The organism is Synechococcus sp. PCC 7502, assembly GCF_000317085.1.
Classification (GTDB): domain Bacteria; phylum Cyanobacteriota; class Cyanobacteriia; order Pseudanabaenales; family Pseudanabaenaceae; genus PCC-7502.
In genome coordinates this window covers 1,730,913-1,752,552 of record NC_019702.1, presented here as the reverse complement: position 1 = coordinate 1,752,552, position 21,640 = coordinate 1,730,913, and the positions used below count along the sequence as shown (strand labels likewise).

At 40.6% G+C, this 21,640-nt stretch carries 23 protein-coding genes; 2 read left to right on the top strand and 21 right to left on the bottom strand.

Annotated features, from left to right (window positions below):
* Positions 1 to 95: 95 nt before the first annotated feature.
* The 20 genes from SYN7502_RS08680 to gltX form a co-directional block, all read right to left on the bottom strand.
* Complete coding sequence (locus SYN7502_RS08680) at positions 96 to 734, bottom strand: hypothetical protein (RefSeq protein WP_246828982.1); 639 nt, start codon at positions 732 to 734, stop codon at positions 96 to 98.
* Between the two features lie 138 nt (positions 735 to 872).
* Entirely contained in the window at positions 873 to 1,337 is a 465-nt protein-coding gene (locus tag SYN7502_RS08675) for a globin family protein (RefSeq protein ID WP_015168466.1), read from the bottom strand.
* Positions 1,338 to 1,410: 73 nt separating this feature from the next.
* Positions 1,411 to 1,692 (bottom strand): hypothetical protein, encoded by a 282-nt coding sequence (locus SYN7502_RS08670; RefSeq protein ID WP_015168465.1) that lies wholly within the window; start codon positions 1,690 to 1,692, stop codon positions 1,411 to 1,413.
* Positions 1,693 to 1,733: 41 nt separating this feature from the next.
* On the bottom strand, positions 1,734 to 2,450 hold the full coding sequence (locus SYN7502_RS08665; RefSeq protein ID WP_015168464.1) for a V4R domain-containing protein: 717 nt from the start codon (positions 2,448 to 2,450) through the stop codon (positions 1,734 to 1,736).
* Positions 2,451 to 2,452: 2 nt separating this feature from the next.
* Positions 2,453 to 3,451, bottom strand: coding sequence for a 2Fe-2S iron-sulfur cluster-binding protein (locus SYN7502_RS08660; RefSeq protein WP_015168463.1), 999 nt, complete (start codon positions 3,449 to 3,451; stop codon positions 2,453 to 2,455).
* Positions 3,452 to 3,481: 30 nt separating this feature from the next.
* The gene (locus SYN7502_RS08655; protein WP_015168462.1) at positions 3,482 to 4,333 is read right to left on the bottom strand and encodes an EAL domain-containing protein; all 852 of its coding nucleotides are present in this window, start codon (positions 4,331 to 4,333) and stop codon (positions 3,482 to 3,484) included.
* Positions 4,334 to 4,554: 221 nt separating this feature from the next.
* Positions 4,555 to 5,280: a response regulator transcription factor gene (locus SYN7502_RS08650; protein ID WP_015168461.1), complete on the bottom strand. Its 726-nt coding sequence runs from the start codon at positions 5,278 to 5,280 to the stop codon at positions 4,555 to 4,557.
* Between the two features lie 46 nt (positions 5,281 to 5,326).
* A complete protein-coding gene (locus SYN7502_RS08645) occupies positions 5,327 to 6,034 on the bottom strand; it encodes a Uma2 family endonuclease (RefSeq protein ID WP_015168460.1) in 708 nt (235 codons plus the stop codon).
* Between the two features lie 61 nt (positions 6,035 to 6,095).
* The gene (locus SYN7502_RS08640) at positions 6,096 to 9,587 is read right to left on the bottom strand and encodes a PAS domain S-box protein (RefSeq protein ID WP_015168459.1); all 3,492 of its coding nucleotides are present in this window, start codon (positions 9,585 to 9,587) and stop codon (positions 6,096 to 6,098) included.
* A gap of 35 nt (positions 9,588 to 9,622) precedes the next feature.
* Positions 9,623 to 10,315 carry a Crp/Fnr family transcriptional regulator gene (locus tag SYN7502_RS08635; RefSeq protein ID WP_015168458.1) on the bottom strand — a complete coding sequence of 231 codons (693 nt, stop codon included), beginning with the start codon at positions 10,313 to 10,315 and terminating at the stop codon, positions 9,623 to 9,625.
* Position 10,316: 1 nt separating this feature from the next.
* Positions 10,317 to 10,784, bottom strand: coding sequence for a tellurite resistance TerB family protein (locus SYN7502_RS08630; RefSeq protein ID WP_015168457.1), 468 nt, complete (start codon positions 10,782 to 10,784; stop codon positions 10,317 to 10,319).
* A gap of 117 nt (positions 10,785 to 10,901) precedes the next feature.
* Positions 10,902 to 11,555 (bottom strand): uracil phosphoribosyltransferase, encoded by a 654-nt coding sequence (gene upp / locus SYN7502_RS08625; protein ID WP_015168456.1) that lies wholly within the window; start codon positions 11,553 to 11,555, stop codon positions 10,902 to 10,904.
* Between the two features lie 87 nt (positions 11,556 to 11,642).
* Positions 11,643 to 12,074 (bottom strand): cyanase, encoded by a 432-nt coding sequence (cynS, locus tag SYN7502_RS08620; RefSeq protein WP_015168455.1) that lies wholly within the window; start codon positions 12,072 to 12,074, stop codon positions 11,643 to 11,645.
* Between the two features lie 73 nt (positions 12,075 to 12,147).
* Positions 12,148 to 13,023 (bottom strand): ABC transporter ATP-binding protein, encoded by an 876-nt coding sequence (locus SYN7502_RS08615; protein WP_015168454.1) that lies wholly within the window; start codon positions 13,021 to 13,023, stop codon positions 12,148 to 12,150.
* Positions 13,020 to 13,460, bottom strand: a complete 441-nt coding sequence (locus tag SYN7502_RS21395) for an ABC transporter permease (protein ID WP_371257820.1) — start codon at positions 13,458 to 13,460, stop codon at positions 13,020 to 13,022. The genes SYN7502_RS08615 and SYN7502_RS21395 overlap by 4 nt, the downstream gene beginning before the upstream one ends.
* Positions 13,442 to 13,825, bottom strand: coding sequence for an ABC transporter permease (locus SYN7502_RS21390; protein WP_371257819.1), 384 nt, complete (start codon positions 13,823 to 13,825; stop codon positions 13,442 to 13,444). Before SYN7502_RS21390 ends, SYN7502_RS21395 begins: the two co-directional genes overlap by 19 nt.
* 1 nt (position 13,826) lies before the next feature.
* Positions 13,827 to 15,413, bottom strand: a complete 1,587-nt coding sequence (locus tag SYN7502_RS08605; protein WP_015168453.1) for a CmpA/NrtA family ABC transporter substrate-binding protein — start codon at positions 15,411 to 15,413, stop codon at positions 13,827 to 13,829.
* Positions 15,414 to 15,987: 574 nt separating this feature from the next.
* Positions 15,988 to 17,151 carry an acyl-CoA dehydrogenase family protein gene (locus tag SYN7502_RS08600; RefSeq protein WP_015168451.1) on the bottom strand — a complete coding sequence of 388 codons (1,164 nt, stop codon included), beginning with the start codon at positions 17,149 to 17,151 and terminating at the stop codon, positions 15,988 to 15,990.
* A gap of 49 nt (positions 17,152 to 17,200) precedes the next feature.
* Positions 17,201 to 17,740: an OsmC family protein gene (locus SYN7502_RS08595; protein WP_015168450.1), complete on the bottom strand. Its 540-nt coding sequence runs from the start codon at positions 17,738 to 17,740 to the stop codon at positions 17,201 to 17,203.
* Between the two features lie 178 nt (positions 17,741 to 17,918).
* Complete coding sequence (gltX, locus tag SYN7502_RS08590; protein ID WP_015168449.1) at positions 17,919 to 19,364, bottom strand: glutamate--tRNA ligase; 1,446 nt, start codon at positions 19,362 to 19,364, stop codon at positions 17,919 to 17,921.
* A gap of 349 nt (positions 19,365 to 19,713) precedes the next feature.
* On the opposite strand from gltX, the gene SYN7502_RS08585 reads away from it, so the two are divergent.
* Positions 19,714 to 20,049 carry a hypothetical protein gene (locus SYN7502_RS08585; RefSeq protein WP_015168448.1) on the top strand — a complete coding sequence of 112 codons (336 nt, stop codon included), beginning with the start codon at positions 19,714 to 19,716 and terminating at the stop codon, positions 20,047 to 20,049.
* Between the two features lie 15 nt (positions 20,050 to 20,064).
* Here SYN7502_RS08585 and SYN7502_RS20550 read toward each other — a convergent pair whose 3' ends face one another.
* Complete coding sequence (locus SYN7502_RS20550; protein ID WP_041429331.1) at positions 20,065 to 20,331, bottom strand: hypothetical protein; 267 nt, start codon at positions 20,329 to 20,331, stop codon at positions 20,065 to 20,067.
* 304 nt (positions 20,332 to 20,635) lie between these two features.
* Between SYN7502_RS20550 and SYN7502_RS18255 the strand changes: the two genes are divergently transcribed.
* On the top strand, positions 20,636 to 21,637 hold the full coding sequence (locus SYN7502_RS18255; RefSeq protein WP_015168447.1) for a DUF6515 family protein: 1,002 nt from the start codon (positions 20,636 to 20,638) through the stop codon (positions 21,635 to 21,637).
* Positions 21,638 to 21,640 lie beyond the last annotated feature (3 nt).

Below are 21,640 nucleotides of genomic sequence, written 5' to 3'. Positions count from 1 at the left end.
AGGTTCGGCGATCGATTAGTGTTCAGAGCTTTAACTTTTCATTTTTAGTTCATAATCAATCTTACCGTAATCCCACAGTAATCTCACCGCCAATCCTAGAGGGTGAACTGGTTCTTTGCCAAAATTGCGGCTGTCTTCATGCCCTTACTCACAAAGTTCAGTTTAATTTGCTCAATGTGCAGCTTCGCCCCAACTAAATATTGAGTTCTATTTTGCTCCCAGTCGGTGGCGATCGCATTTAACTCTTGACGAGTATTTGCAGAAAACCAACCAGAAAGAAACCCAGCCTCAACACTAAACTCTTTGGACTCTTTTTGATCATTTTGGGATGCGGATATACCCGAATTCTCGATAGTTACTATGAGTAAGCCCTGTTTAGCTGCGGTAAAGTCCACATTAATTTTACCTAAACCATGAACTCCCCAAACTTCTTGAACTACAGCAAAAAATTCGGCAGCATTCATCTGAGCGATCGAGGTTTCATAGTAGATTTCAATTTCTTTTTTGATTCTTTCATAAAAGGATTTGCCCCAGCTATACCCAAAGGTATAAAAAGCCATGGAAGCTGCATCTCCTGCCTCTGATAACAAGGTTTGGTGAATACTTTGCACAAGTATCTCTGGGATCGCAATTAGGCGTTTACCTTGGCGGGTATATAACAAACCTGTAGCGGGGTTAGCTTTTACATATGCCCTCGGATTGAAGTAGTTGGCAGGAACAGTGTCTCTGCGCATTTCCGTGAGTCCCATAATTGAATCTCCTATAGTAAAAATTTAGTGATGGTTGAGAATTTTATGTGCGAATTTTGATTTGCGAATTTTGCAAAGACTGGTGGGGTGAAGCCACCCCTGAATGCAATTAATGGAATCAAATTACTTACCACTCATCATTTCGTGAGCGATCTTCAAATAGGGGCTAAAAAGCTCGGCTTGTTCTTTAGGTAATTGAGATTGTAAAGCTAACCAGATAAATTTATAGCCGTGGTAGTTAAGCTGCATCGCTAGAAAGATATTTTGTTGCCAATAGAGAACGCGATCTTTTAGCATTTCGGCATCTTCTAATAGCATAGCTAAAGCACAACAACGTAATCCTAGAATCATGTCCCGTCGGCACCGATCAACACCTAAAGTATCCATAGGTTTGGCAGTGAAGCGATCGCTAGTTCTCATTGCCTCCACAGCTTGATTAATAATTTCAGCTTCATGCACTTGAATATTATTGTAAGCTTCCTTACGAGCTTGCCACGAAGATAGAGCTTTATCTAGTAAGCGTAAATCTTGAGCAGTAACATAGTTTCCATCAGCACGTTCTAGTACATTTTCTAATAGAGTAATCATTGCTTTATTCCTTTTCTGTGTATTTTTATGGGTTTTGTGGTTTGGATATTGAGAAAGTGACTTGAGAGGTTAATTAATCCCAGTTAATTTCTTCTCTTACGGTAGAAACCGTTTTATTAGCTTGTTTAGGTAACTGCCACTGCACCTTAGCTAATAGCTCTTGGACGGTTAAAGATTCAGGATGGCGGAACTGTGCAACACCACTCAATGGAGTATTATGAGTAGCAGTAGATATGCCTGAGCCTCTCAAACCCTGCTTGGGACGCAGCCGACGCATTAACCACCGATTGAACTTATTCCAAATTCCTTTGAACCAATTAATTAGAACTTGAGAAAAATTAAATTTTGTTTTCATTGCTTTCACCTATTTTTTAAGTATCAGTTTTTAACTATTGGTTAACTATTAGTTCTCACCAATAATTCAACATCTGCGGAAATCTCATCTGTCATGAGGCGATTTTCAATATCAGCAAGGGTTGCACCTGAAGACATCCAAAACTCAGTGGCACGGATGCGCTTTTCAGAACCAATTAAAAACCGACAAAACTCATTGCCCATGGCATAGCACTGGACTTCAGTACTACTGAGATTTTTCTCAAATACCGCACTAAAAAATCCAGATAACATACCTGCATAGAGATGACAGACGGGCTTGCCCACATAGCCTAGGGTTTTAGCAACTGCTGAGTCAAATAGGTCAACGAAAATATAACCATCTTTCAGGGAATTCAAATCTAAACTCCAAGTTCCCCAGCCTTGCGCCGTGAGGGGCCACCACCAAGTTTCCATCGCAAAGTTTAAGTTGGCAGTTTGGAGGGTCAGATTATACTGCTCTTTAAACCAGACATTAAAGGCGATCGCATCCTGTTTTCCCCAGTTTTGTCCGATTGTATAGAGTAACCATCCTGCGGCATCACCGACTTCATGCTCTAAGCCCTTGAGTAAGGAGATAATAAAATCTTCACCCGCCAGCAGATTACGCTGTTGATTGTAGTCTTTGATCTCTCCATTCTTCATATCAAAGTTGAAGAAGTCATAGCGACTATAGTGACACACTTTCCATACAGAGGGCATGGACACAGGTGGGGTAGCGAAAGTTCTAATTTCTGTCATTGTTAATTTCTCCTTTTAGATTTACGGGATAGTAAAACACCCATTTCTTTTTCAAACTCTTTATTGACTGACTGCATCTTTTCCAATGCAGAACGTAAAATTAATTTCCCTTCATGAACCAAGATTTCTCCAGTTAAAGGGTGAATTAAAGTTTGCTGAGCACGCTTACCGACTAAAGATTCTAGTTCTGCTTCTGAACCTAGGTATTTACCCTTAGGAACAGTAACCTCCACACCCTGCTCGAGAACTTTACATTGACAAGCAAGGCGAGCATTAGGTTGCTCAATTTTCATCATGCTCAGGGTCATTAATTCTTGTTCTGTGGGCGGAGTAAGGTACTCCATGCCTTTATCAACAAAAACATGACAGGTGGCACATCGACCCTGACCACCGCAGGCTTTCAAGATGGATACTTTGTTATTGAGTAAAATGCTGAGTAATCTAGTTTCCCTTGGCGTGGTGGCGTGTTTACCATCGATTTTGAGACCAATATAGGTTTCGGTATCCTGCACATCAGGGACAGCAAAGGTTAAGGCTTGCTTTTGTGCGCGAATCACACTGGTAACGTTCTGCACCACTCGCACTAAGTCGTTGCGATTTGAGGGGTCACTACTAACTACATCGCCAAACCCTTTCTCTGATACCCAATGGCGATAGAAATCTGGAATGGTGGCATCATGGGATACTAGAATAATTGGTAAATGCTCCCACTCTTTGCGACAGAGGCGACAAATCTCAAAGCAACTACCTTGATCGACGTTGCCAAGTATCAGTAAGTCAACAGCCCCAGAAGATAGGGTTTGAATTAACTCTGGATACTCAGCACAGGGATACAGTACCCACTTGCCAATACTCTCAATGGTTTCTAATAGTGTAGATAGATGAGTTAGATTAGACTCAGCTATAACTATCCGCATAGAGGACACCGTTTGCTTTGGAGGAACTAGCGGCTCAGGCTTTTGGGTGCTGGGGGGATTAGATGAATTGGATGAGTTAGACATGGTTTTGACCTAAGTTAATTTTGCTAGAGATTAAATGGCGATCGCCTGCCAAAATGGTTCGGAAGATAGATTTATGTGGGAATCACGACGAGTACGTTCACTGATAATCATCTGGGTAATTAAAGCCACAGGTACAGGCGGGCAGAGTAAATAACCCTGATAGGTATCACATCCTAAAAAAGTTACGGCTTCAAGCTGCTTTAGGGTTTCTACGCCTTCAGCCACCACTTCTATTCCTAGTCTGAATGCCATTTCTACTGTTGATTCAACAATAATCTGAATGGAATTCTGCCGTTGAAAGTTATCGCTGGTTAAACCTTGGATAAAGCGTTTATCAATTTTGATAATATCCGCAGGTAAATCGCTTAAATATTCTAAAGAGCAGTAACTAGTACAAAAGTCATCTAGGGCAATCCTAATCTCCATATTGTGGAGTTCACTTAGCACAAACTTAATGCCATCCATATCCTTAATCGAGTAACTTTCGGTAACTTCAATGCCAAAGGCAGATGGTGAAATTTGGTAGTCATGAATAAGGGACTTAATTAGGTTTAAACAGTCTCTTTCTTGTAAATAACGAGTAGAAAAGTTGAGATAAACAGGTAGTGATATGCCTACTTGTTGCCATGTCAAAATTTGCTCAAAGGCAGTTATAGTCAGCCATCGATGAAATTTAGCAATCAAGTTTATATCGGAATGCTCTAAAATATTGATGAAGTGGGCGGTATCTACATGACCTAGGGTTTTTGAATGCCAACGTACGAGAGCTTCCAATCCTGTAATTTCTCCAGAGGTTAAATTACTCTGAGGTTGGTAGTGTAGAAGCATTTCGCCATTATCAATTGCTTCTTCTATGTTTTGAGCCGTAATATCACTTTTCATGGCTATCTGCGTTTATTAAAACGTTCATTAAAACTTGTTTTCTATGGAAACTAGAATAGAAGAGTCTTAATTCGCAGTCTTATCTGTTCTTGTCTAACTAGTACATTCTTGACATTAGTTTTAAGATTGTGGCTCCCACAGCAAATTGTGATCAGAGCTAAAAATACTAAAACCAATACGGTAACCCCAGCCCTGCGATCCTTTTGTTGAGGTGAGCTTAATTAAAAAATATTGCTACGGTAAGCCTTTGGCGTGATTCCGACAATTTTGAGAAAGTGGCGATCTAAATGACTATGGTTGGCAAACCCGCACTGAAGGGCAATATCACTGATGGTAAGTTCTCGATTTTTTAGTAGAGTTTTTGCTTTTTCTACCCTTTGCTGAATAATGAACTGATAGGGAGAGCAGCCAATGTCCTGTTGAAAAACCCGACAGAAGTATGAGGGATTCATGCCGATCGCCCCTGCCAACATTTCTAAATTAATATTTTGGTGTAAGTGATCGTGAATGTAGGTAATCGTAGATTTAAGACGGTAGCTGGATTGAATTTTTTCTGGTTCGGGGGCGATTTTATGGTTTTGGTAAGTGGAGAGGGCGATCGTAATTGAGGATAGTAACTGCTCACGGCGAAAGGGTTTCAAGACATAGCCCATAGGATGAGTAGCTTGCGCGCGTTTGAGGGTTTCAGCATCGGAAAAAGCCGTCAAAAAAATCACAGGAATGGCATAAAAAGACTGAATATGTTCGGCAACTTCAATACCATCGATTTCGCCTTTAATCCGAATATCCAACAGTACTAGGTCGGGGGAAAATTCTATGATTTTTTGAATAGCCGTTTTACCATCGGCAGCGATCGCACAAATTGTATAGCCCTCATCCTTAAGTAGTTGAGCAATATCCTGTGCCACTAGGCGTTCATCTTCAACAATTACAATTTGACTAGTCATGTTTTGCTAATTCTTGGCTCATTTATTGCCTAATTCATTGTTTAACTCAAAGATTATTAGGATCAATTCCCAGTTCTTGTAACTTAGCTGCTAGTAGCTCTGCTCTTTGTCGCTCTTGTTCTGCCCGCTCAAATCCCCAAAGTAATAAATTGCCATCAGCATCCCACCACCTGAGCCAGTTAATCTGATTTCCCAGTCTTTCTCCCGCCCATATTCCCAAAAATAAGCCTAACTGGGGAATCCAACATCTTCCCCGAGCGTCTGCTGGTTGCAAAATATATTTACCCTGCTCTAAATACCTAACCTCTAGGTTAGATTCGTAGGGATCGTAGGTGATATAGGTCGGTACTTGTAAGATTTGTTCATAGAAATAAAATTTTCCAAAGGGAGGAGTCGATCGCATGGATAATTCCCCGCCGTCAGTATCTGATAAAAACTCCATGACCACCGCTACGGGATCGCCTTCTAGGTTTTGGGTATAGCTACGCCGAATTATGCCAGAGGCTAGGGGGTAAACCCGAGGAACATATAGCCAATCGGGAGCTTTAACTATAATCTTTTTATTAACCGTTGCTACTAAACCAAAATTAGAACCAATCAGCATTTCGGGCTTAATTATATCTTGAAGCGCATCTGTCAAGGCTGCTGCTAATAGGGGTTGTTGAATATTTTCCACAGGATCATCAGGTAAAACGTAGTCAATCGGTAGAGGTTCCCATGTAATTGAGGGTAGTTTGACCGCAGTAGCAACCATGATATTTTGGGGCAGGTTTTAAACTTGATTTTATCACTCTAATCTCTTGGTAGAACAGAGACTAAACAATGGGAAAGGTGATCTCAAATTTGGTGCCACTGGTGCGATCACATTGCACTTCTCCTTCTAGCTGATCCGTGAGGCTATATACCAATTGCATTCCTAGACTATCACTGGTTTCAAAATCAAAGTCCTCAGGTATGCCCACACCATCATCGGCTATGCACAGATGCAAGGAATTATTAGATGTAGTGAGATTGATATTAATTTCACCATATCCTTCGGGGAAAGCATATTTGAGCGCATTAGAAACTAATTCATTAATAATTAGCCCCAACGGAATGGATTGATCTAGGGGTAGGAATATATCTTTTACGGCTAACTTTAGCTGCACTACGTTCGTATTGGTGCCGTAACACTGAAATAGATTAGTGGTGAGGTTAGTGATATAGGTGTGAAAGTCAATATTTGCTAAATCATTACTGCGATGGAGTTGATCGTGAATTAGTGCCATAGACTGAATCCGATTTTGATACTCTTCACATAGGGCTTTAACCTCTGGCGTAGTCTTGCGAAACTGCATCCGCAACAAACTAGACATAACTTGCAGGTTATTTTTGACCCGATGGTGGATTTCTTTTAGTAAGATTTCCTTTTGACTTAACTCGTTGGCAAGTCTCAGATATAGCTTTTCTTTAGATTGGAGTTCCTGTTGAACTTGTTGGTAAAGGTCAGCCTGCTGAATAGCGATCGCCAGTTGATTGGCAACCTGTTGTAATAGGTCAGCTTCTTCTTGATCCCACTGCCGATATTCACCACAGGAATGTACAATCAGTAATCCCCAGAGTTGGGAGTTATCTCGCCGCCATCGGTTATAAGGCTCTAGGGAGCAGGATTGAATATGCTGAATAATTGGAGCGACAATTTTTGATTTGATTTGCGCTTGGGACATAAACTCCTTAAGGCAATCGGCAAAAACATTATCCTCAAATACATCATTAACAGTACGGGGATTAGAGTTAATGTAATATTCAAATCCTTCGTGGGAGAAATGCTCATCCTGCCAGTTCATACCAATAATTGATGGGTACGGTGGTTTGACAATTTCTTTGACCACTTGACTAGCACCATTGGGAAATAGCTGAAAAATAATAATGCGATCGCAGTTGAGTAAACTACTAACTTCATTGACTGCTGCGGTTAAGACTTCCTCTAAATCGAGGGATTGGCGAATTTGTTGAGTAATTTTTGTAATAAAATTTTGGCGTTCAAACTGTTGGCGGAGAATTCTTTCTGTGCGTTTTTTCTCGGTAATATCTTCTACTCCTGCCACAAAGTGTAAGGGTCTTCCATCCTCGTCTCTGACAATACCGATGCGGCTGATAGCGTCAATGATTCTGCCAGTGTTGTGAATATATTGATTTTCAAGCTGCACATTTAAAACCTCCCCTCTAACCACTTGTTCGAGGACATTGATCGTACTTTCTAAGTAGTCGGGATGGGTAATATCTCTAGTTGTCATCTGCAATAATTGATCAGAAGAATAGCCAAAAATGCGACAGGCATCCTGATTCACAGTAAGAAACTTACCTTCCAAGCTCAAAGTTAAAATGCCAATGGGGGTATTCTCAATGGTTAAACGTAATAGCTCTTTACTACGCTTTAATGCTTCTTTGTCCCGTTTGCGATCTGTAATATCCTGCACCATTTTAAGAATATGGGTGACGTTGCCATCAAGATCAGAAATTTTTGTAGCAGTGATTTCGCCGATCACTACCTGTCCACTTTTTTTAATGAATCTTTGCTCCAGTTGATAGGCATTAATACCGCCTTTGATCATGGAATCCGCCAATGGTTTCTCCAATGCCCAATCTGCCGATTCAGTAATCGAATTGAGAGATTCAATTTTTAATAATTCATCCTCTGTATATCCGAGAAATCGACAATAGGCTTGATTCACCGCCACAATTTGAAAAGTACTAGCGTCCGCTACCGTAATGCCAATGGGGGCAAGGGTAAAGAAACTGCGGAACCGTTGTTCACTAATTTGGAGAATTTCCTTACTACGGCGTAAATCAGTAGTTCTTTTTTCAATGCGAGTTTCTAGCTCTTGATTTAGTTGTTTTAATTCTGCTTCCGCCTGCTTGAGGGCGGTTATATCTCGCCCAACCGACTGAATTTCAATGAGTTGTCCAGCGTCGTTAAAAATGCCTTGATTAATCCACTGCGTCCATCTTACTTTTTGGTTAGGAAGATAATCTTGTTTCTCAATTAAAAAACTGGGATTGGCAGGACTTAGATTAGATAACTGTGTCATTAACTTTGGTAAATCCTCTGCTATGGCGAAATCTGCCCATTTACGTCCGATAATTTGCTCTGTAGTTATGCCTAAAACATGACATAGTGAATCGTTAGCAAAGGTAATAGTAGTATCAGACAGCGATCGCAAAATAAAATCTTTTTGGGCTTGAATTACTTGATAGTAGCGATTTTCACTCGCCAAAAGTGCAGCTTCCGCTTGTTTGCGTTGAGTTTCTACGGTTTGGTAACGCTCTAGTTCCTGTTGTAATTCGGTGTAAAAATTGGATTGCTGAATGGCGATCGCTAATTGGGTAGAAATATTAATCGCTAAATCCACCTCAATACCCAACCAGTGACGGTTTTTGATCTGGGATTCCATACTAACTGCACCCCATAGCTCTGAGCCAACTACTAATGGCACAATTAGCCAACTCTCGGGATATTCCCTAAGCACAGCTTGACTAACGGTAGAGTCTAGTTCACTGCAACTATTAACGGCTATAATCTCTCCCTGCTTGAGTTTTTCGGCGATCAGGTAATTCTGCTCTGGCATTACTCGATCCAATCGCTCCACCTCTTGGTCTTTACTTATCAGGTCTTTAATTTCCTGATATTGAACTAAAGAAGTCCAGGTTTCCAGATCAGGTAAATATTTGATTACTTCCACACGATCTAGCTTTAACAGTTTCCCAAGCCCCGTAGTGGCGGCGGTAAATATCGAAGATAGGTCAAAGGTGCTATAAATTGATTGCAGTAATAGATTGACCGACTGTTCTAGTTGGAGTTTTTGTTTCAGTAATTCCTGTTCTGCTAGGGCAGCTTCAGCTTTAAGGAGTTTTTGGCTTAGACGAGTTTCTGTAATCTGATGACGGATCGTAGAGCTTAATAATTCCTGCGAGAGCGTGGCTTTAGATAGATAATTTAACTCCGTGATCTGATCTAGGTTAGCAGCAGGATCAACTAGGATCACGATCGCTACATTCAAATTCTCTAATTTCTTAAGATACCCATCATCAAGTTCTCGATCCCAGAGGATACAGTCCGTATTCTGAAATTGTTTTATTTGCTCTATCTGCTCTATGGAATTTAGATCAAGTTGACTTGGCGTAAGTACCAATTCCTGAAGATGATAACTAACTTGGCGATCGCTGCGTAACCAGTTTTCATAGTCACAACTTTGGTCTCTAACTTGACCTTTATGGGCTGAGCTATGACTTTTAGCGACTAAAATTTTGTACTCAAGCTTTGCCATTGTAAATACCCGCAGTCTTTGGAAGGGTTAATTTTCTAAGCCATTAAGCTTTCTAGTCCCGTGGGATTAGTAATACACAAAACATCCCGTTCAGTATCTCTTTGGATTAGGTTCTTACGTTCTAGTTTACCCAAAACTCTTGTCACAGTTTCCCGCGCTAAACCACTTAGACTGCTAAGTTCTCGATGGGGCAGATTCGGAATTTCTACACCCATACTTCCCATGGTTCCCTGTCCTTCTGCCAAAAATAATAAAACATCGACCACCCTAGAAGTGCTATCGGATTCGCGTAAACGCAGACGGCGGTTAACTTGACGTAATCTTTTTGCTAAAAGGCGAGCTAAATGGATACCAGCGATCGGTTCCGTTTCCACTAGGTGTATAAAATTTGTGGCGGGTAGCGAGGCGATCGTTGTAGGAGCAAGGGTGATTACATCCGTTGAGCGAGGAATTTGATCGAGGGATGCCATTTCGCCAAACATTTCCCCAGTACCAAGAATATTTAGGGTAACTTCTTTACCGTCAAGGTTATAGGTGCGAATTTTGACCCAGCCACTAAGGATAAAGTACACGGAATTTCCCCAATCATTTTCCAGTAAAATCACCTGTTCAGGGGGATGAGTTCTCGTAACAATTTGAGTTGTAGCCCGTAATGATGCTTCTTCAGGTAAGCCCAAAAAAAACGGCATTGACAGAATTTTTTGCTGGGAATCGGATTTTTCAGCCATTTTACCTAGATGTTAAAGCTTGGAGATTAGTAGCTATATCAGTAATACTCAAATTCTCTGTCACTTCGGCTTCGATCTCTGCCACTTCAGTATCTGATAATTCTAATAGTTGTTTTAATTTTTGGTATGCTGCTGCCTCATCCAGGTTAATCAACGGCTCATCGGGCTGACGACGACTGGCTTGAATGACTTGATAGGATAATTTTAGGACTAACTGCTTATCCTCATGACGGCGGAGGCGTTTTAGACAATCCTCAAGGGGCAGATTTTGATTAAAGTATTCTCTTAATTCTTGAACTAAGGCACTACGTTCGGCATCACTAGAGGCAAATAGTTGAGCAAACTGCTCTAGCATCACGGTAATTTCATCGACTTCTAGCTCACCATCAGACCATGCCATAGCCGTGACTACTCTGAGAATGTCCATCTGGTAAGGTGTAATTGCAGGAGGTAAGGGTTCCATAATCATTACAGGTATTTACTAATGGCATAATATGCTATTTAGGCTATTGGTGATATATAAAACTTCCAAACCTTTGCAATTACTTACAAACAAGCCTTACAAAAAAGCTCGCTAAAAATTTTATCAAAAAGTACCAAATGATCGATCGCCTGCATCGCCTAAACCGGGAACAATCCAACCTTGTGCATTTACCTCTGGATCAATCATGGCAGAGTAGATTTGCACAGAAGGGAAGTTTTGATTGATTTTCTGCAGAGCAGGTGGCGCACACACAATGTTAATAATCCGAATTAAACTGGGATCGGCACCACTGGCTGTAAGTAAATTCAAAGCAGACATAATCGTTCCCCCCGTTGCTAGCATTGGCTCTGTAATTAGAATACGGGTTTGGGGTAGCAGTTGGCGGGGTAGCCTGTTCAGATATAAACTATTTTCTAAGGTAGCTTCATCCCTAACAAAACCCAGATGATAAATACTGGCATTGGGAACTAGAGCCTGACAACTTTCTAGCAGGGGTAGTCCCGCCCTTAAAATCGGAACGATCGCCAAAGGCACAGAAGCATCTATGACTTCACCTTGGGACACAGCCAGAGGAGTTTCCACATTGACAGGTTGAGTGGGTAGCCAATCTCTAATCGCTTCGTAGGTTAGCCATTTCCCTAACTCCTGCATGGCAGTACGAAATATAGGTACAGGGGTATTTTTATCTCTAGCGATCGTCAACCAATGATCAATTAAGGGGTGCTTTTTTACAAAAACTTTGAGTTGCTCGGTCATTGGGCTTAGTTTTTAACAGTCTTGGATATTATCGCTAGTCCAATCTACCAGAATTAGCCAAAGTAGGATTCAGAAATTTGCTATTTTTTACCATTTTTTATAGGGCAGAAACTTACCGTTCATAGTGACTAGAACGCGATCGCCCTTGGGGTCCTCAATTTTCTCAATATCAAGGGTGAAATCAATGGCACTCATAATGCCATCACCAAATTTCTCTTGGATCACTTCTTTCATGGGTAATCCGTAAACCTGCATGATTTCATAAAAACGATAGACTAAGGGATCGGTGGGGACAACAGGACCTAAGCCCTTGATTGGGTAGCTAGTTAAAGCCTCGATTACATCTGAACCTAGCCCTAACGCTTGGGTAATTTTTTCCGCTTCTTCCGTAGAGGCGCTGGCTTGACCATAAAACAAAGCCGCAATCCATACTTCATCCCTTCCAACTAATTGTTCTAGATCGCTAAATGAGATGTTTTTGGCTTTTTTGGCGGCTAAAAGTTTGGAAGTAATAGACATGATTTCTCCTTGTGAATGAATTTAATTACAAATTTAATTTACAAATTTAAATAATTCTAATTTAATTTCTAGTTTATAAGCGAGATTCTTCAACTGCACGGGTTTCACGGGATAGGTGCTGCTCCATTTGTGCTTTTAGATCGTGGTAAGCGGGGTCTTGATCTAAGGTATCACGGTGGCGGGGACGGGGAAAGGGAACTTCCAAAATTTGGGCAATCTTTGCAGCAGGTCCTCTAGTCATCATCACAATGCGATCGCTCAGTAATAATGCCTCTTCAATACTATGGGTAATTAAAACTACGGTTTTGCGCTGTTGTTCCCAAATTCTTTCCACTTCATCTTGTAGAAATCCTCGAGTTAAAGCATCCAAGGCACCAAAAGGCTCATCCATAAGTAATATTTGTGGATTAATTGCCAATGCCCTAGCGATACCGACCCGTTGTTTCATTCCTCCAGAGAGTTCGTGGGGATGTCTTTTTTCCGTTCCTTTTAATCCTACTAAATCAATATACTCGTGGACAATGTAGTTTTGTTCGTTCAGGGACAACTTAGGATAGACAGTTTCGATCGCAAACCGAATATTTTCCGCAACGGTCATCCAAGGCATGAGGGAATAGTTTTGGAAGACAATACCTCGATCTGCGCCCGGTGTTGTTACCTTTTTGCCATTAATAATCACAGAGCCTGCACTGGGTTGGACAAGCCCTGCGATCACATTCAGTAAAGTTGATTTGCCACAGCCCGAAGGTCCGATAATGGATACAAAGGTATTAGGAGCGATGTCTAGGCTAATATTTGCCAAAGCTACGTAATCCCTAGAGGTGCGGTGCAGCAACTTATCCACAAATCCTCTTCGACCTGTATAGACCATAGAGATATTTTGGAGAGATAACTGGACACTAGGTTCACTATCTTCTCTGCGATTAAGACTAGAATCAGAAAAAATCATACCTGTCTCCCAAAAGATACCCAATGTTGCAGTAGTCCAAATAGGCGATCAAACAGTAACCCCACAAACCCAATCACGATAATAGCGGTGATAATGCTGGTAATGCTGAGATTATTCCATTCATTCCAAATAAAATAGCCTATCCCTGTGCCACCGAGTAAAATTTCTGCTGCCACAATCACTAGCCAAGCAATACCGATACTAATGCGAAGTCCAGCTACAATACTCGGAGCCGCCGCAGGCAAAATCACTTTTTGAATAGTTCGCCATTTGGATGCTCCCAGCGATCTCGCCACATCTAAGTAGGATTTATCGACATTACTAACGCCAAATTTTGTATTAATTAACGTGGGCCACATACTGGTGATGGCAATGACAAACAAAGCCGTATTTTCAGAGTCCTTAAGTAACCCTAAGCCTAAAGGAAAGGTAGCCAAGCCAACGGTGATACTGGTTTGAGTAACTGAATATAGGGATCAATCGCTTTAGATAGCACCTCAGATAAGCCGATGATAATTCCCAAAGGAATGGCGATCGCTGACCCAATGGCAAACCCAGTTAAAACTCGGCGTAAACTCGCTAACAGTTGCCAGCCTATGCCTTTATCATTAGAACCTCGATCATAAAAGGGATCGCTAATCCATTGCCAGAAATCTGCCCCAGTCTGACTAGCTGATGGCATTAATGGAGAGAAAATTTGTAATTTAGCACCAAGTTCCCAAAAGCCCGCAATTAGGCAAAAAGAAACTATAAATACCCCAAATGCCATAAGATTGCGATTTTGTTCCCAAAACCTACCCATCCTAAACTCCGTACTTCTTCTTTTGGTCGACAATGTAGGCTGATGCTTTTTTGGGGTCAAAGGTATCATACTTAAGCTTTTCTGTCCTTAGCTCAGCACTCGGCGGCTTCTGTCCTACTTCCTTTGCTAAAGTTCTGGCAATATCATCTAAAAATACTTGGTTAGCAATTGCTTCATATCTGGCTTTTTGGGCAGGGAGCAGATTCCAACGTACTAATTGGGAATTAATCCAGTAGGCAAAGCTTTTCCAAGGATAGGGATCGAAATCTACTCGGTCTTTAATATTAAAGGTATTACCCTGTCCATCTTCAAAATTTCCAGTTAGCACTGCTTTAATTACTGGTTCAGGGGCATTGAGATATTCCCGTGGAGCGATCGCCTTAGCAATCACAGAACGATTAATTGCATTGCGAGAATAGCCACAGCCATCAATAATTGCTTTGTTCACGGCACGGAAGGTATTAGGGTTAGTACTAATCCATGCTTGACTGGCAGCAAAAGCACAACAGGGATGTCCCGTCCACAGTTCCTTAGTTAGTAAATGAATAAACCCAACTTTATTAAATACCGCCCTCTGTCCCACATTATCAGGTAACAGGAAAGCATCTAGCTGTCCAGAGGTCATCTTTGCTAGGGCATCAGGAGGAGGAATTACTTGAAGTTGGACATCTTTATCAGGATTAAGTCCACCAGCCGCCAAATAATAGCGCATGAGCAGATTATGATTGGAAAAGGGGAAAGGAATACCGATACTTAATCCTTTGAAGTCCTTAGCAGACTTGACTTTATCCTTATGCTTATTGGCAAGGACGATCGACTGTCCGTGAATATTCTCAATGCTAGCCAGCCGCACAGGAAACGTAGCCGAACCCAAACCGATGGATAGGGCAATGGGCATAGGCGTAAGCATGTGATAGGCATCTAATTCTCCCGCGATCGCCGAGTCTCTGACTGCTGCCCAACTAGGCATTTTCACTAAATCTACTTCCAAGCCGTATTTCTTATAGAATCCCAAGGGCTTAGACATTAAAATTGGCGTGGCACAGGTAATGGGAATAAAGCCGATTCTTAGTTTTGATTTCTCTAAGCTTCCCTGAGCTTGTAAATCCTGCTGAGTTAGGGCAGCTTGGGTGGAAAATCCCAAAGAAAGAAGTCCCGCCGCCATGGTAATCTGTTTCAGAAACCTTCTTCTGCTAAATTCGCCTCTATTTAGGGTAGTTCCTAAAAACTCATCAGCATTCACGCCAAAAGCAGCACTTAATGCCGCATCCAATCCACCTGCTTCCTTAATTAACTCTTCACAAAGCTGTCGTCTTAACGGATCATCACCAGCAGTATTTTGGATTAATAAAGCCTCCATCATTTCTGCCTTGGTTAAATTCTCACCTAAAGCGATCGCCTCTGGTTTATATAATCCCATTCTCAGGTAATCATCAGCTAAGGCAATGGGATCAGAAGGCATATCTGAAACGTATTTCCAATGTTCATCTTCAGAATGAGAACCACCACAGGAACACTTAATCTGACTTCTGAAATTATCTAAAGAATAAGCTTCCCCATTCGCAATTTCTTCAACTAGAGCATTCATGAGTCTTCTTTCCTATTGAACATCTAAATTATTTACTAGATATTAACAAAACACGCCATACTTAATATGTAAACTCTGATACTTAAACCATTAACATATATTATCAAATTTGCCTATTTTACTGTCCTTATGACTGCGTTGATTTAATTCAATTTATTCTATAAATTATAATAAATAAAGTTTTTAACCTTAGAGAAATTCTAAAATAGATTGTAATTGGGTTTCATCTAAATTACCCCATAAATCTGAATATAAAAAATAGAAAGGTTCACAGTCTTTATGGGTCTGTGTATAGAAATGAAATCTCAGTATACTCTTAGTCTTGAAATAGACTGTATATTAAATCTAAAACAGCAGGATATTCGCCTAAATATTTATATATTAATTGTATAAAACTGTTATAAATAACTTCTATTCATAGACAATAAGGTTATTAAATGAAGTGTTATGTATGTAAAAAGTAAAGATGATCATGCTTAAAATCTAAGCTTATTCCTATGAATTAATTTATTTAGCTAATCCACTAAAATCAAAAAATTTAAACCATTTATCTAAACAAAATCTAAGCAAATATTTATGAATTAAATTGCATTTTGTATAACATCTTTTTCAAATGCTTTAAGGCGGGAGTAACGATCGCCACAAAATAGGATTCTCTTAACTTCCGCTCAAATTCACTACCATGAATATAACCCCTGGCACCGGCATGGAGCATCGCCGATTGAGAAGCTCTTAAGGATAGTTCTGAAGAGGCAACACGGCATTCAATTACACCTTTGAGAATATCCTTACTAAAAATCCTGCCCCCACAGTGAATAATTTCAGCTAATAGATAGGACTTCATTCTCAAGGCATCTAACTCTTCTTCTAATTCTTCAGCCCCATCCTCCAAATAGCAATTGACATGGGATTTATTGACATTAGTTTTTTTAATCAGGTCAATACAGCTAGAAATTACCCCTAGTCCCATTCCCACTTGAGTCAGGATAAAACCAGGCTTGATTTTCTCCACATAATTTTCACAGGGTGCTGCTAATACCCATTGATCTTGGAGAAATACATCCCTAAATACGCAGCTATAGGTTTTAGTTCCCTCTAGGGCAATAAAATGGGCATTCTGTCTTAGGGTTAAGCCTTTTAAGTTACCAGAAACAACTCCCATAAGGTAATCTTCACCGCCTTCAACCTTAGCAGCGATCGCCCAATAGTGATCCACATCAATATTTGAAACCCAAGGTAACATGCCATTGAGAATATATCCACCTTCACAACGTTTTGCGGCGATCGCAATCTTTTCAATGCCTGCAAAATGCTTCATAGGGTTAGATAAACCCGTCCCACACAACACTTTCCCCTGTGCCACCTGCGGTAAAATCTGAGTCTTTAGGTAATCATTATTACTATTTTGGATATACCAAGCGCACGCATTATGACACCACACCATAAAGCCCGTACTCATACAAGTTTCTGAAACAGCCTCGATCGCCCGCAATGCCGACTGCAAACCTGAGCCAACTCCACCACATTCAGAAGTTACAGCTTGAGAATATGCTCCCAGTTTGCCAATTTCAAACATGAACTGGGTGGGATATTCACCTTTAAGATCAATACTTGTAACTTGAGGGGCTAAGTTCTGGGCGATCGCCTGCCGTAATTTAGGAATAAGATGTTCATGACCTTGGGATAAGTCTTTGCTAACTGGTTGTTCAAGTTGTTCAATTTTTCCAACTACTGGCATGATTCCTCCGCAATCTGGTTACAACCTCTGTCTCTAGTGTTTATGAATGCTACGCTAAGCCGACTTCCACACTGACAGGATTCCGCAAAGTGTTGGCAACTGGAGACCAAATATTAGAGTGAGCCACTAAAGCATCTAATTCTTCCCGACTGGCATCTCCTTCAATATCCACCTTTACCCTAATATCAGTGAAACCTAAGCGTTTTTCTGATAAGTCTCCAATTCCCCAAACTCCAGTGATGTTAATATCACCCTCTAGGTGTAGTTCTAACTTAGTTAAAGTAATTCCACGCATGGTGGCATTGGCATGAATACCTACAGAAAGGCAAGACCCTAAACTGGCTAAAACCGCTTCCGAAGGATTAGGGGCAGTATCCTCACCTAAAAGCGAAGGTGGTTCATCAATGACATGGGCAGGTAAGTCTCGCACATAGGTAAGGTTGCGAAATTGTCCTTCACATACGGTGGTGACAGGAAGGGACTTGATCACATTGGGATTAGCCTTAGCTTTCTCCGCAAGGGCAATTAAGCCATCTTTACTAATGGGACGAAGCGGAGTAGCGACTGTAGCGGTTGCAGTTTTAGTCATAAATTTTATTTTGTTAATTAGAACGTTCTATCTAATAGAAAACAGAAAGTATTAATATGTGATTATAGGTGATTATTAATAATATTAGGGTAATAAAATCATAACCCTGACCTCTTTAACACTACCCCAAATTTACAGATAATCAGCAGCCATTAATATCTAATATCCGCTAAACAATCTAGAGATTCAATGCTTTCTCAATTCTGGTTAAAGCCACGCTGTTTTGATCCAGTATTCTTTGATGTAGCAATAGTAGAGATGCACTTAAATCAGGACCATGAATATCTCCCGATAGCGCACAGCGTAGTGGTTTCATTACCGCACCTTTTTTCAAACTTAGAGACTTTGCCACAGTTTGGAATAAGTTACTGGCTGACTCAGGTGTGAGGGTTTCAATATCTTTTAATGCTTGTGCCACTGCGATTAAGACTGGTTTAGTTGATTCTTGTTTAAGCACAGTGATCGCCTCATCTTTATACGCAAGGTCTTCACTAAATAAATACCTAGTCATTTCTACGGCATCGGTCAGAACCGTAAGACTTGGTGCAATTAATTTAACGACATCAATTAACCAACCTCGATCTCCCAACTCAAAACCAGCAGACTGCCAAAACGGAATCAGGCGATCGCATAAATCTTCCACATCCATACTATGCAGATACTGACTATTGAGCCAATTCAGCTTATCCCAATCAAACCTTGCCCCCGCCTTGTTAACACGCTCAAACTCAAATACTTCAGCCACTTCTGAGGGTGTAAAAATTTCTCTGCCGTTCGGGTCTGACCAACCCAGTAATACCATGTAATTATTAAATGCTTCAGGTACATAACCCAATTGTTGAAACTCAGACACCGAAGTTGCCCCATCTCGCTTAGAAATTTTAGCACCTTGGGAATTAAGAATTAAGGGTAAATGGCAAAATTCAGGAATCTCTGCCCCCAATGCCTCATAGAGTAAAATCTGCTTAGCGGTATTGGCAATGTGATCCTCACCTCGAATGACATGGGTGATTTCCATATCAATGTCATCTATGACCACCGCAAAATTATACAAAGGCAAAGATACCTGTCCGTGATCATCCACCCTAGCAATGACCAAATCGCCGCCCAAATCCTTGGTATTCCAAGTGACTTCGCCCCGCACCATATCAAACCAACTGACCTCACGGGGTTCTTCGATCATAAAGCGAATTACAGGCTTTCTGCCAGCAGCAGCAAACTCGGCACGTTGTTGTTTGGTTAAATAGCGATGACGGTTATCATAGCGGGGAGCTTGTTTTTGGGCTTTTTGCTCTTCTCGCATTTGTTCCAGTTCCGCCTCTGTGCAGTAGCAATAGTAGGCAAGTTCCTGGTCTAAAAGTATATGAATGGCAGCACGATACTGTTCTAGGCGTTGAGTTTGAAAAAATGGACCAGAGTTATAGTCGATTCCAAGCCATTTCAATCCTTCTAAAATATTTTGTGTATATTTATCCTGCGATCGCTCTTGATCAGTATCCTCTACACGCAGAATAAACTCTCCTTGGTGCCGCTTAGCATAAAGCCAGTTAAATAAAGCAGTGCGAGCAGTGCCAATATGAAGATTTCCAGTTGGACTTGGAGCAATACGAACACGAACAGCCACGGTTTTTAGTAATTACAAACGATTAAAAAATCGTAACATAAGCTGATACTTCATATTTATTAATAATATTTGGTCGTTAGCTAAATATCTACGATGGTCTCTATTCCTTGGTTTGAAATATATAGCGATCGCCCTCCATACCTTCAATACCATAATCTTTTACTGGGGGAGAAGTGGGCTGTAATTAGCTTTAAAGTAATATTTTTATTAAAATATCAATAAACTCGATTAATTTAATTAATTTACTAAATATTCACTCTAACAACCAAAAACGATTTGCAAATGGGGTTAAAGGGTAAATACAGCCCATCTATATAATCCAATTTTTAGTATTAGGAATCTAATGTAGATGCTTAACTATATTGCTATTGTTGCGCTGATGGTAGGTATTCTTGTTTTGGCTTATATAGCTCAACTCTATACCGTCAAAAAAGAACGTGAAGTGTTTAATCAAGGGGTTACTATCTGGGCTGATATTATTGAAGTGCGTATAGATGAGGGTGATTGTATTGTCAGATATAGATTCATCGAGCCCCAAAGTCATAAAAAATTTGAGCGATCAGGTGTTATTGGCTTTTTACTTGAAAATCCACCGCAAGAGGGTGAAAAAATCCAAGTTAAGTACCTACCCCGTAATCCTCATTGGTCACGTATGGTGGGGGAGATTAAAATTGCATCTAGCTAACTCTACTTATCTTCTCTATCTAAAATTTGTTGGGTCTTGATCGTGGCGATGGGAAGTTGGTAATTGGAAAGAAAAGCGATCGTCCAGCAAGGCAGCAGTTTTTTCTAAGGACTCCCGTGTTTTGCCGCATAAATAGGCATATCCAGTGGCACCCTTAATAATATTTCTAAAAAGCAGTCGATGCTGATTAAAGATTGGAAACCTGTTTTCAAGAGCTTTGCAATTGAATTTGAATGTGGACTCCCAACCTGATTTTCTTCGTTGACGCAATCCTATTGACATGATCGCAAATAAATTCCGAGCAAATTTATTAACTTGGTATTAATTTGGAACTTCTCTATCTACATTCTTGTCAAGGTGTTTATACAATCCCTTGAACTTAAAGCATATTTTTTAAAGTCTAAAAGTCAAAATCGATGCTCACACTTTATAGAATTGGCAAGCTAATTATTAGGCTAACTATCAAAAATCGTTGTGAATTCAATGTGTTCAGAGGAGCAAATAAGATCAACCTCCTTTCTAAAACCTACCCAAATTATTGATTAATTATTGATCAAAATAATCATCCCTAAAAGGTTCTAAATTTATGAAATTCCCTACAACTCAGGCACTTCTAACGCTAGCAATCATGCTTGGCTCTGCTGGCATCTCTACTTTTGATTCCGCCTTTGCGCTCTCGAAAACTGAAACCTCTTCTATTAAAAGTAATAAGACCTTAATAAGTCAACGCAATAATGATGATCGGAATGACAATAAAGATAATAGACCCACAAGAAACGATGATCGAAATAATCGTACTAATGCTCCCGATCGCACCCCTGTTAATGTGATTCGTCCTAACGTTAATGTGAATGTAAATCGTCCCAATGATTGGAATCGCAGCCCTGTTAATGTGGTTCGTCCTAACGTCAATGTGAATGTAAATCGTCCTAATGATTGGAATCGCCCTAATGTTCCCAATATTTATGTAAATCCTTCAAATGTAAATCGCTCTAACGATTGGGATCGTCGTAATGTAAATCGTCCCAATGATTGGAATCGCCCTAATGTTCCCAATATTTATGTAAATCCTTCAAATGTAAATCGTTCTAACGATTGGGATCGTCGTAATGTGAATCGTTCCAATGATTGGAATCGCCGTAATGTTGTAATTCGCCCGAATAATTGGAGTCGCCCCACTATTATCAATAACAACAACTATGTCAGCGTTTTCAATAATAGAGACCGTGGTTGGTATGGAGGCGGATGGAATGGTCGTGGCTACTACACCCCCCCTGGATGGAATATTGCTGATTTTGTATCTGGCTTAATCATCGGTGCAATTCTAACTTCTCCGCCTCCCTATTACAGCAATGTATATGTCAGTGGAAATACTTATCTCTATTCCGATGGAGTATTTCTGCGCCCAATCAATAACCGATACACTGTGGTCGCTCCCCCGATTGGGGCAGTTGTATATTCTCTGGCAGATGGCTGCACTCCTGATCCCACTAACTTTAATGATGCGACCCAATACAATTGCAGTGGAGTACTATATGAACCCTTCTATGATGGTGATTATCAAGCCTATAGAGTGATTGGGTACTAAACT

Coding starts and splice junctions, on each gene's coding strand:
- SYN7502_RS08675 (WP_015168466.1), bottom strand. CDS start 1,337: ATGATTACTCTATTAGAAAATGTACTAGAACGTGCTGATGGAAACTAT.
- upp (WP_015168456.1), bottom strand. CDS start 11,555: ATGACCGAGCAACTCAAAGTTTTTGTAAAAAAGCACCCCTTAATTGAT.
- SYN7502_RS08650 (WP_015168461.1), bottom strand. CDS start 5,280: ATGACTAGTCAAATTGTAATTGTTGAAGATGAACGCCTAGTGGCACAG.
- SYN7502_RS08665 (WP_015168464.1), bottom strand. CDS start 2,450: ATGACAGAAATTAGAACTTTCGCTACCCCACCTGTGTCCATGCCCTCT.
- cynS (WP_015168455.1), bottom strand. CDS start 12,074: ATGTCTATTACTTCCAAACTTTTAGCCGCCAAAAAAGCCAAAAACATC.
- SYN7502_RS08645 (WP_015168460.1), bottom strand. CDS start 6,034: ATGGTTGCTACTGCGGTCAAACTACCCTCAATTACATGGGAACCTCTA.
- SYN7502_RS08615 (WP_015168454.1), bottom strand. CDS start 13,023: ATGATTTTTTCTGATTCTAGTCTTAATCGCAGAGAAGATAGTGAACCT.
- SYN7502_RS08660 (WP_015168463.1), bottom strand. CDS start 3,451: ATGTCTAACTCATCCAATTCATCTAATCCCCCCAGCACCCAAAAGCCT.
- SYN7502_RS21390 (WP_371257819.1), bottom strand. CDS start 13,825: ATGGGTAGGTTTTGGGAACAAAATCGCAATCTTATGGCATTTGGGGTA.
- SYN7502_RS08640 (WP_015168459.1), bottom strand. CDS start 9,587: ATGGCAAAGCTTGAGTACAAAATTTTAGTCGCTAAAAGTCATAGCTCA.
- SYN7502_RS08670 (WP_015168465.1), bottom strand. CDS start 1,692: ATGAAAACAAAATTTAATTTTTCTCAAGTTCTAATTAATTGGTTCAAA.
- SYN7502_RS08605 (WP_015168453.1), bottom strand. CDS start 15,413: ATGAATGCTCTAGTTGAAGAAATTGCGAATGGGGAAGCTTATTCTTTA.
- SYN7502_RS08595 (WP_015168450.1), bottom strand. CDS start 17,740: ATGACTAAAACTGCAACCGCTACAGTCGCTACTCCGCTTCGTCCCATT.
- SYN7502_RS08680 (WP_246828982.1), bottom strand. CDS start 734: ATGCGCAGAGACACTGTTCCTGCCAACTACTTCAATCCGAGGGCATAT.
- SYN7502_RS08600 (WP_015168451.1), bottom strand. CDS start 17,151: ATGCCAGTAGTTGGAAAAATTGAACAACTTGAACAACCAGTTAGCAAA.
- SYN7502_RS20550 (WP_041429331.1), bottom strand. CDS start 20,331: ATGTCAATAGGATTGCGTCAACGAAGAAAATCAGGTTGGGAGTCCACA.
- SYN7502_RS08585 (WP_015168448.1), top strand. CDS start 19,714: ATGCTTAACTATATTGCTATTGTTGCGCTGATGGTAGGTATTCTTGTT.
- SYN7502_RS08635 (WP_015168458.1), bottom strand. CDS start 10,315: ATGGCTGAAAAATCCGATTCCCAGCAAAAAATTCTGTCAATGCCGTTT.
- SYN7502_RS08630 (WP_015168457.1), bottom strand. CDS start 10,784: ATGATTATGGAACCCTTACCTCCTGCAATTACACCTTACCAGATGGAC.
- SYN7502_RS18255 (WP_015168447.1), top strand. CDS start 20,636: ATGAAATTCCCTACAACTCAGGCACTTCTAACGCTAGCAATCATGCTT.
- SYN7502_RS08655 (WP_015168462.1), bottom strand. CDS start 4,333: ATGAAAAGTGATATTACGGCTCAAAACATAGAAGAAGCAATTGATAAT.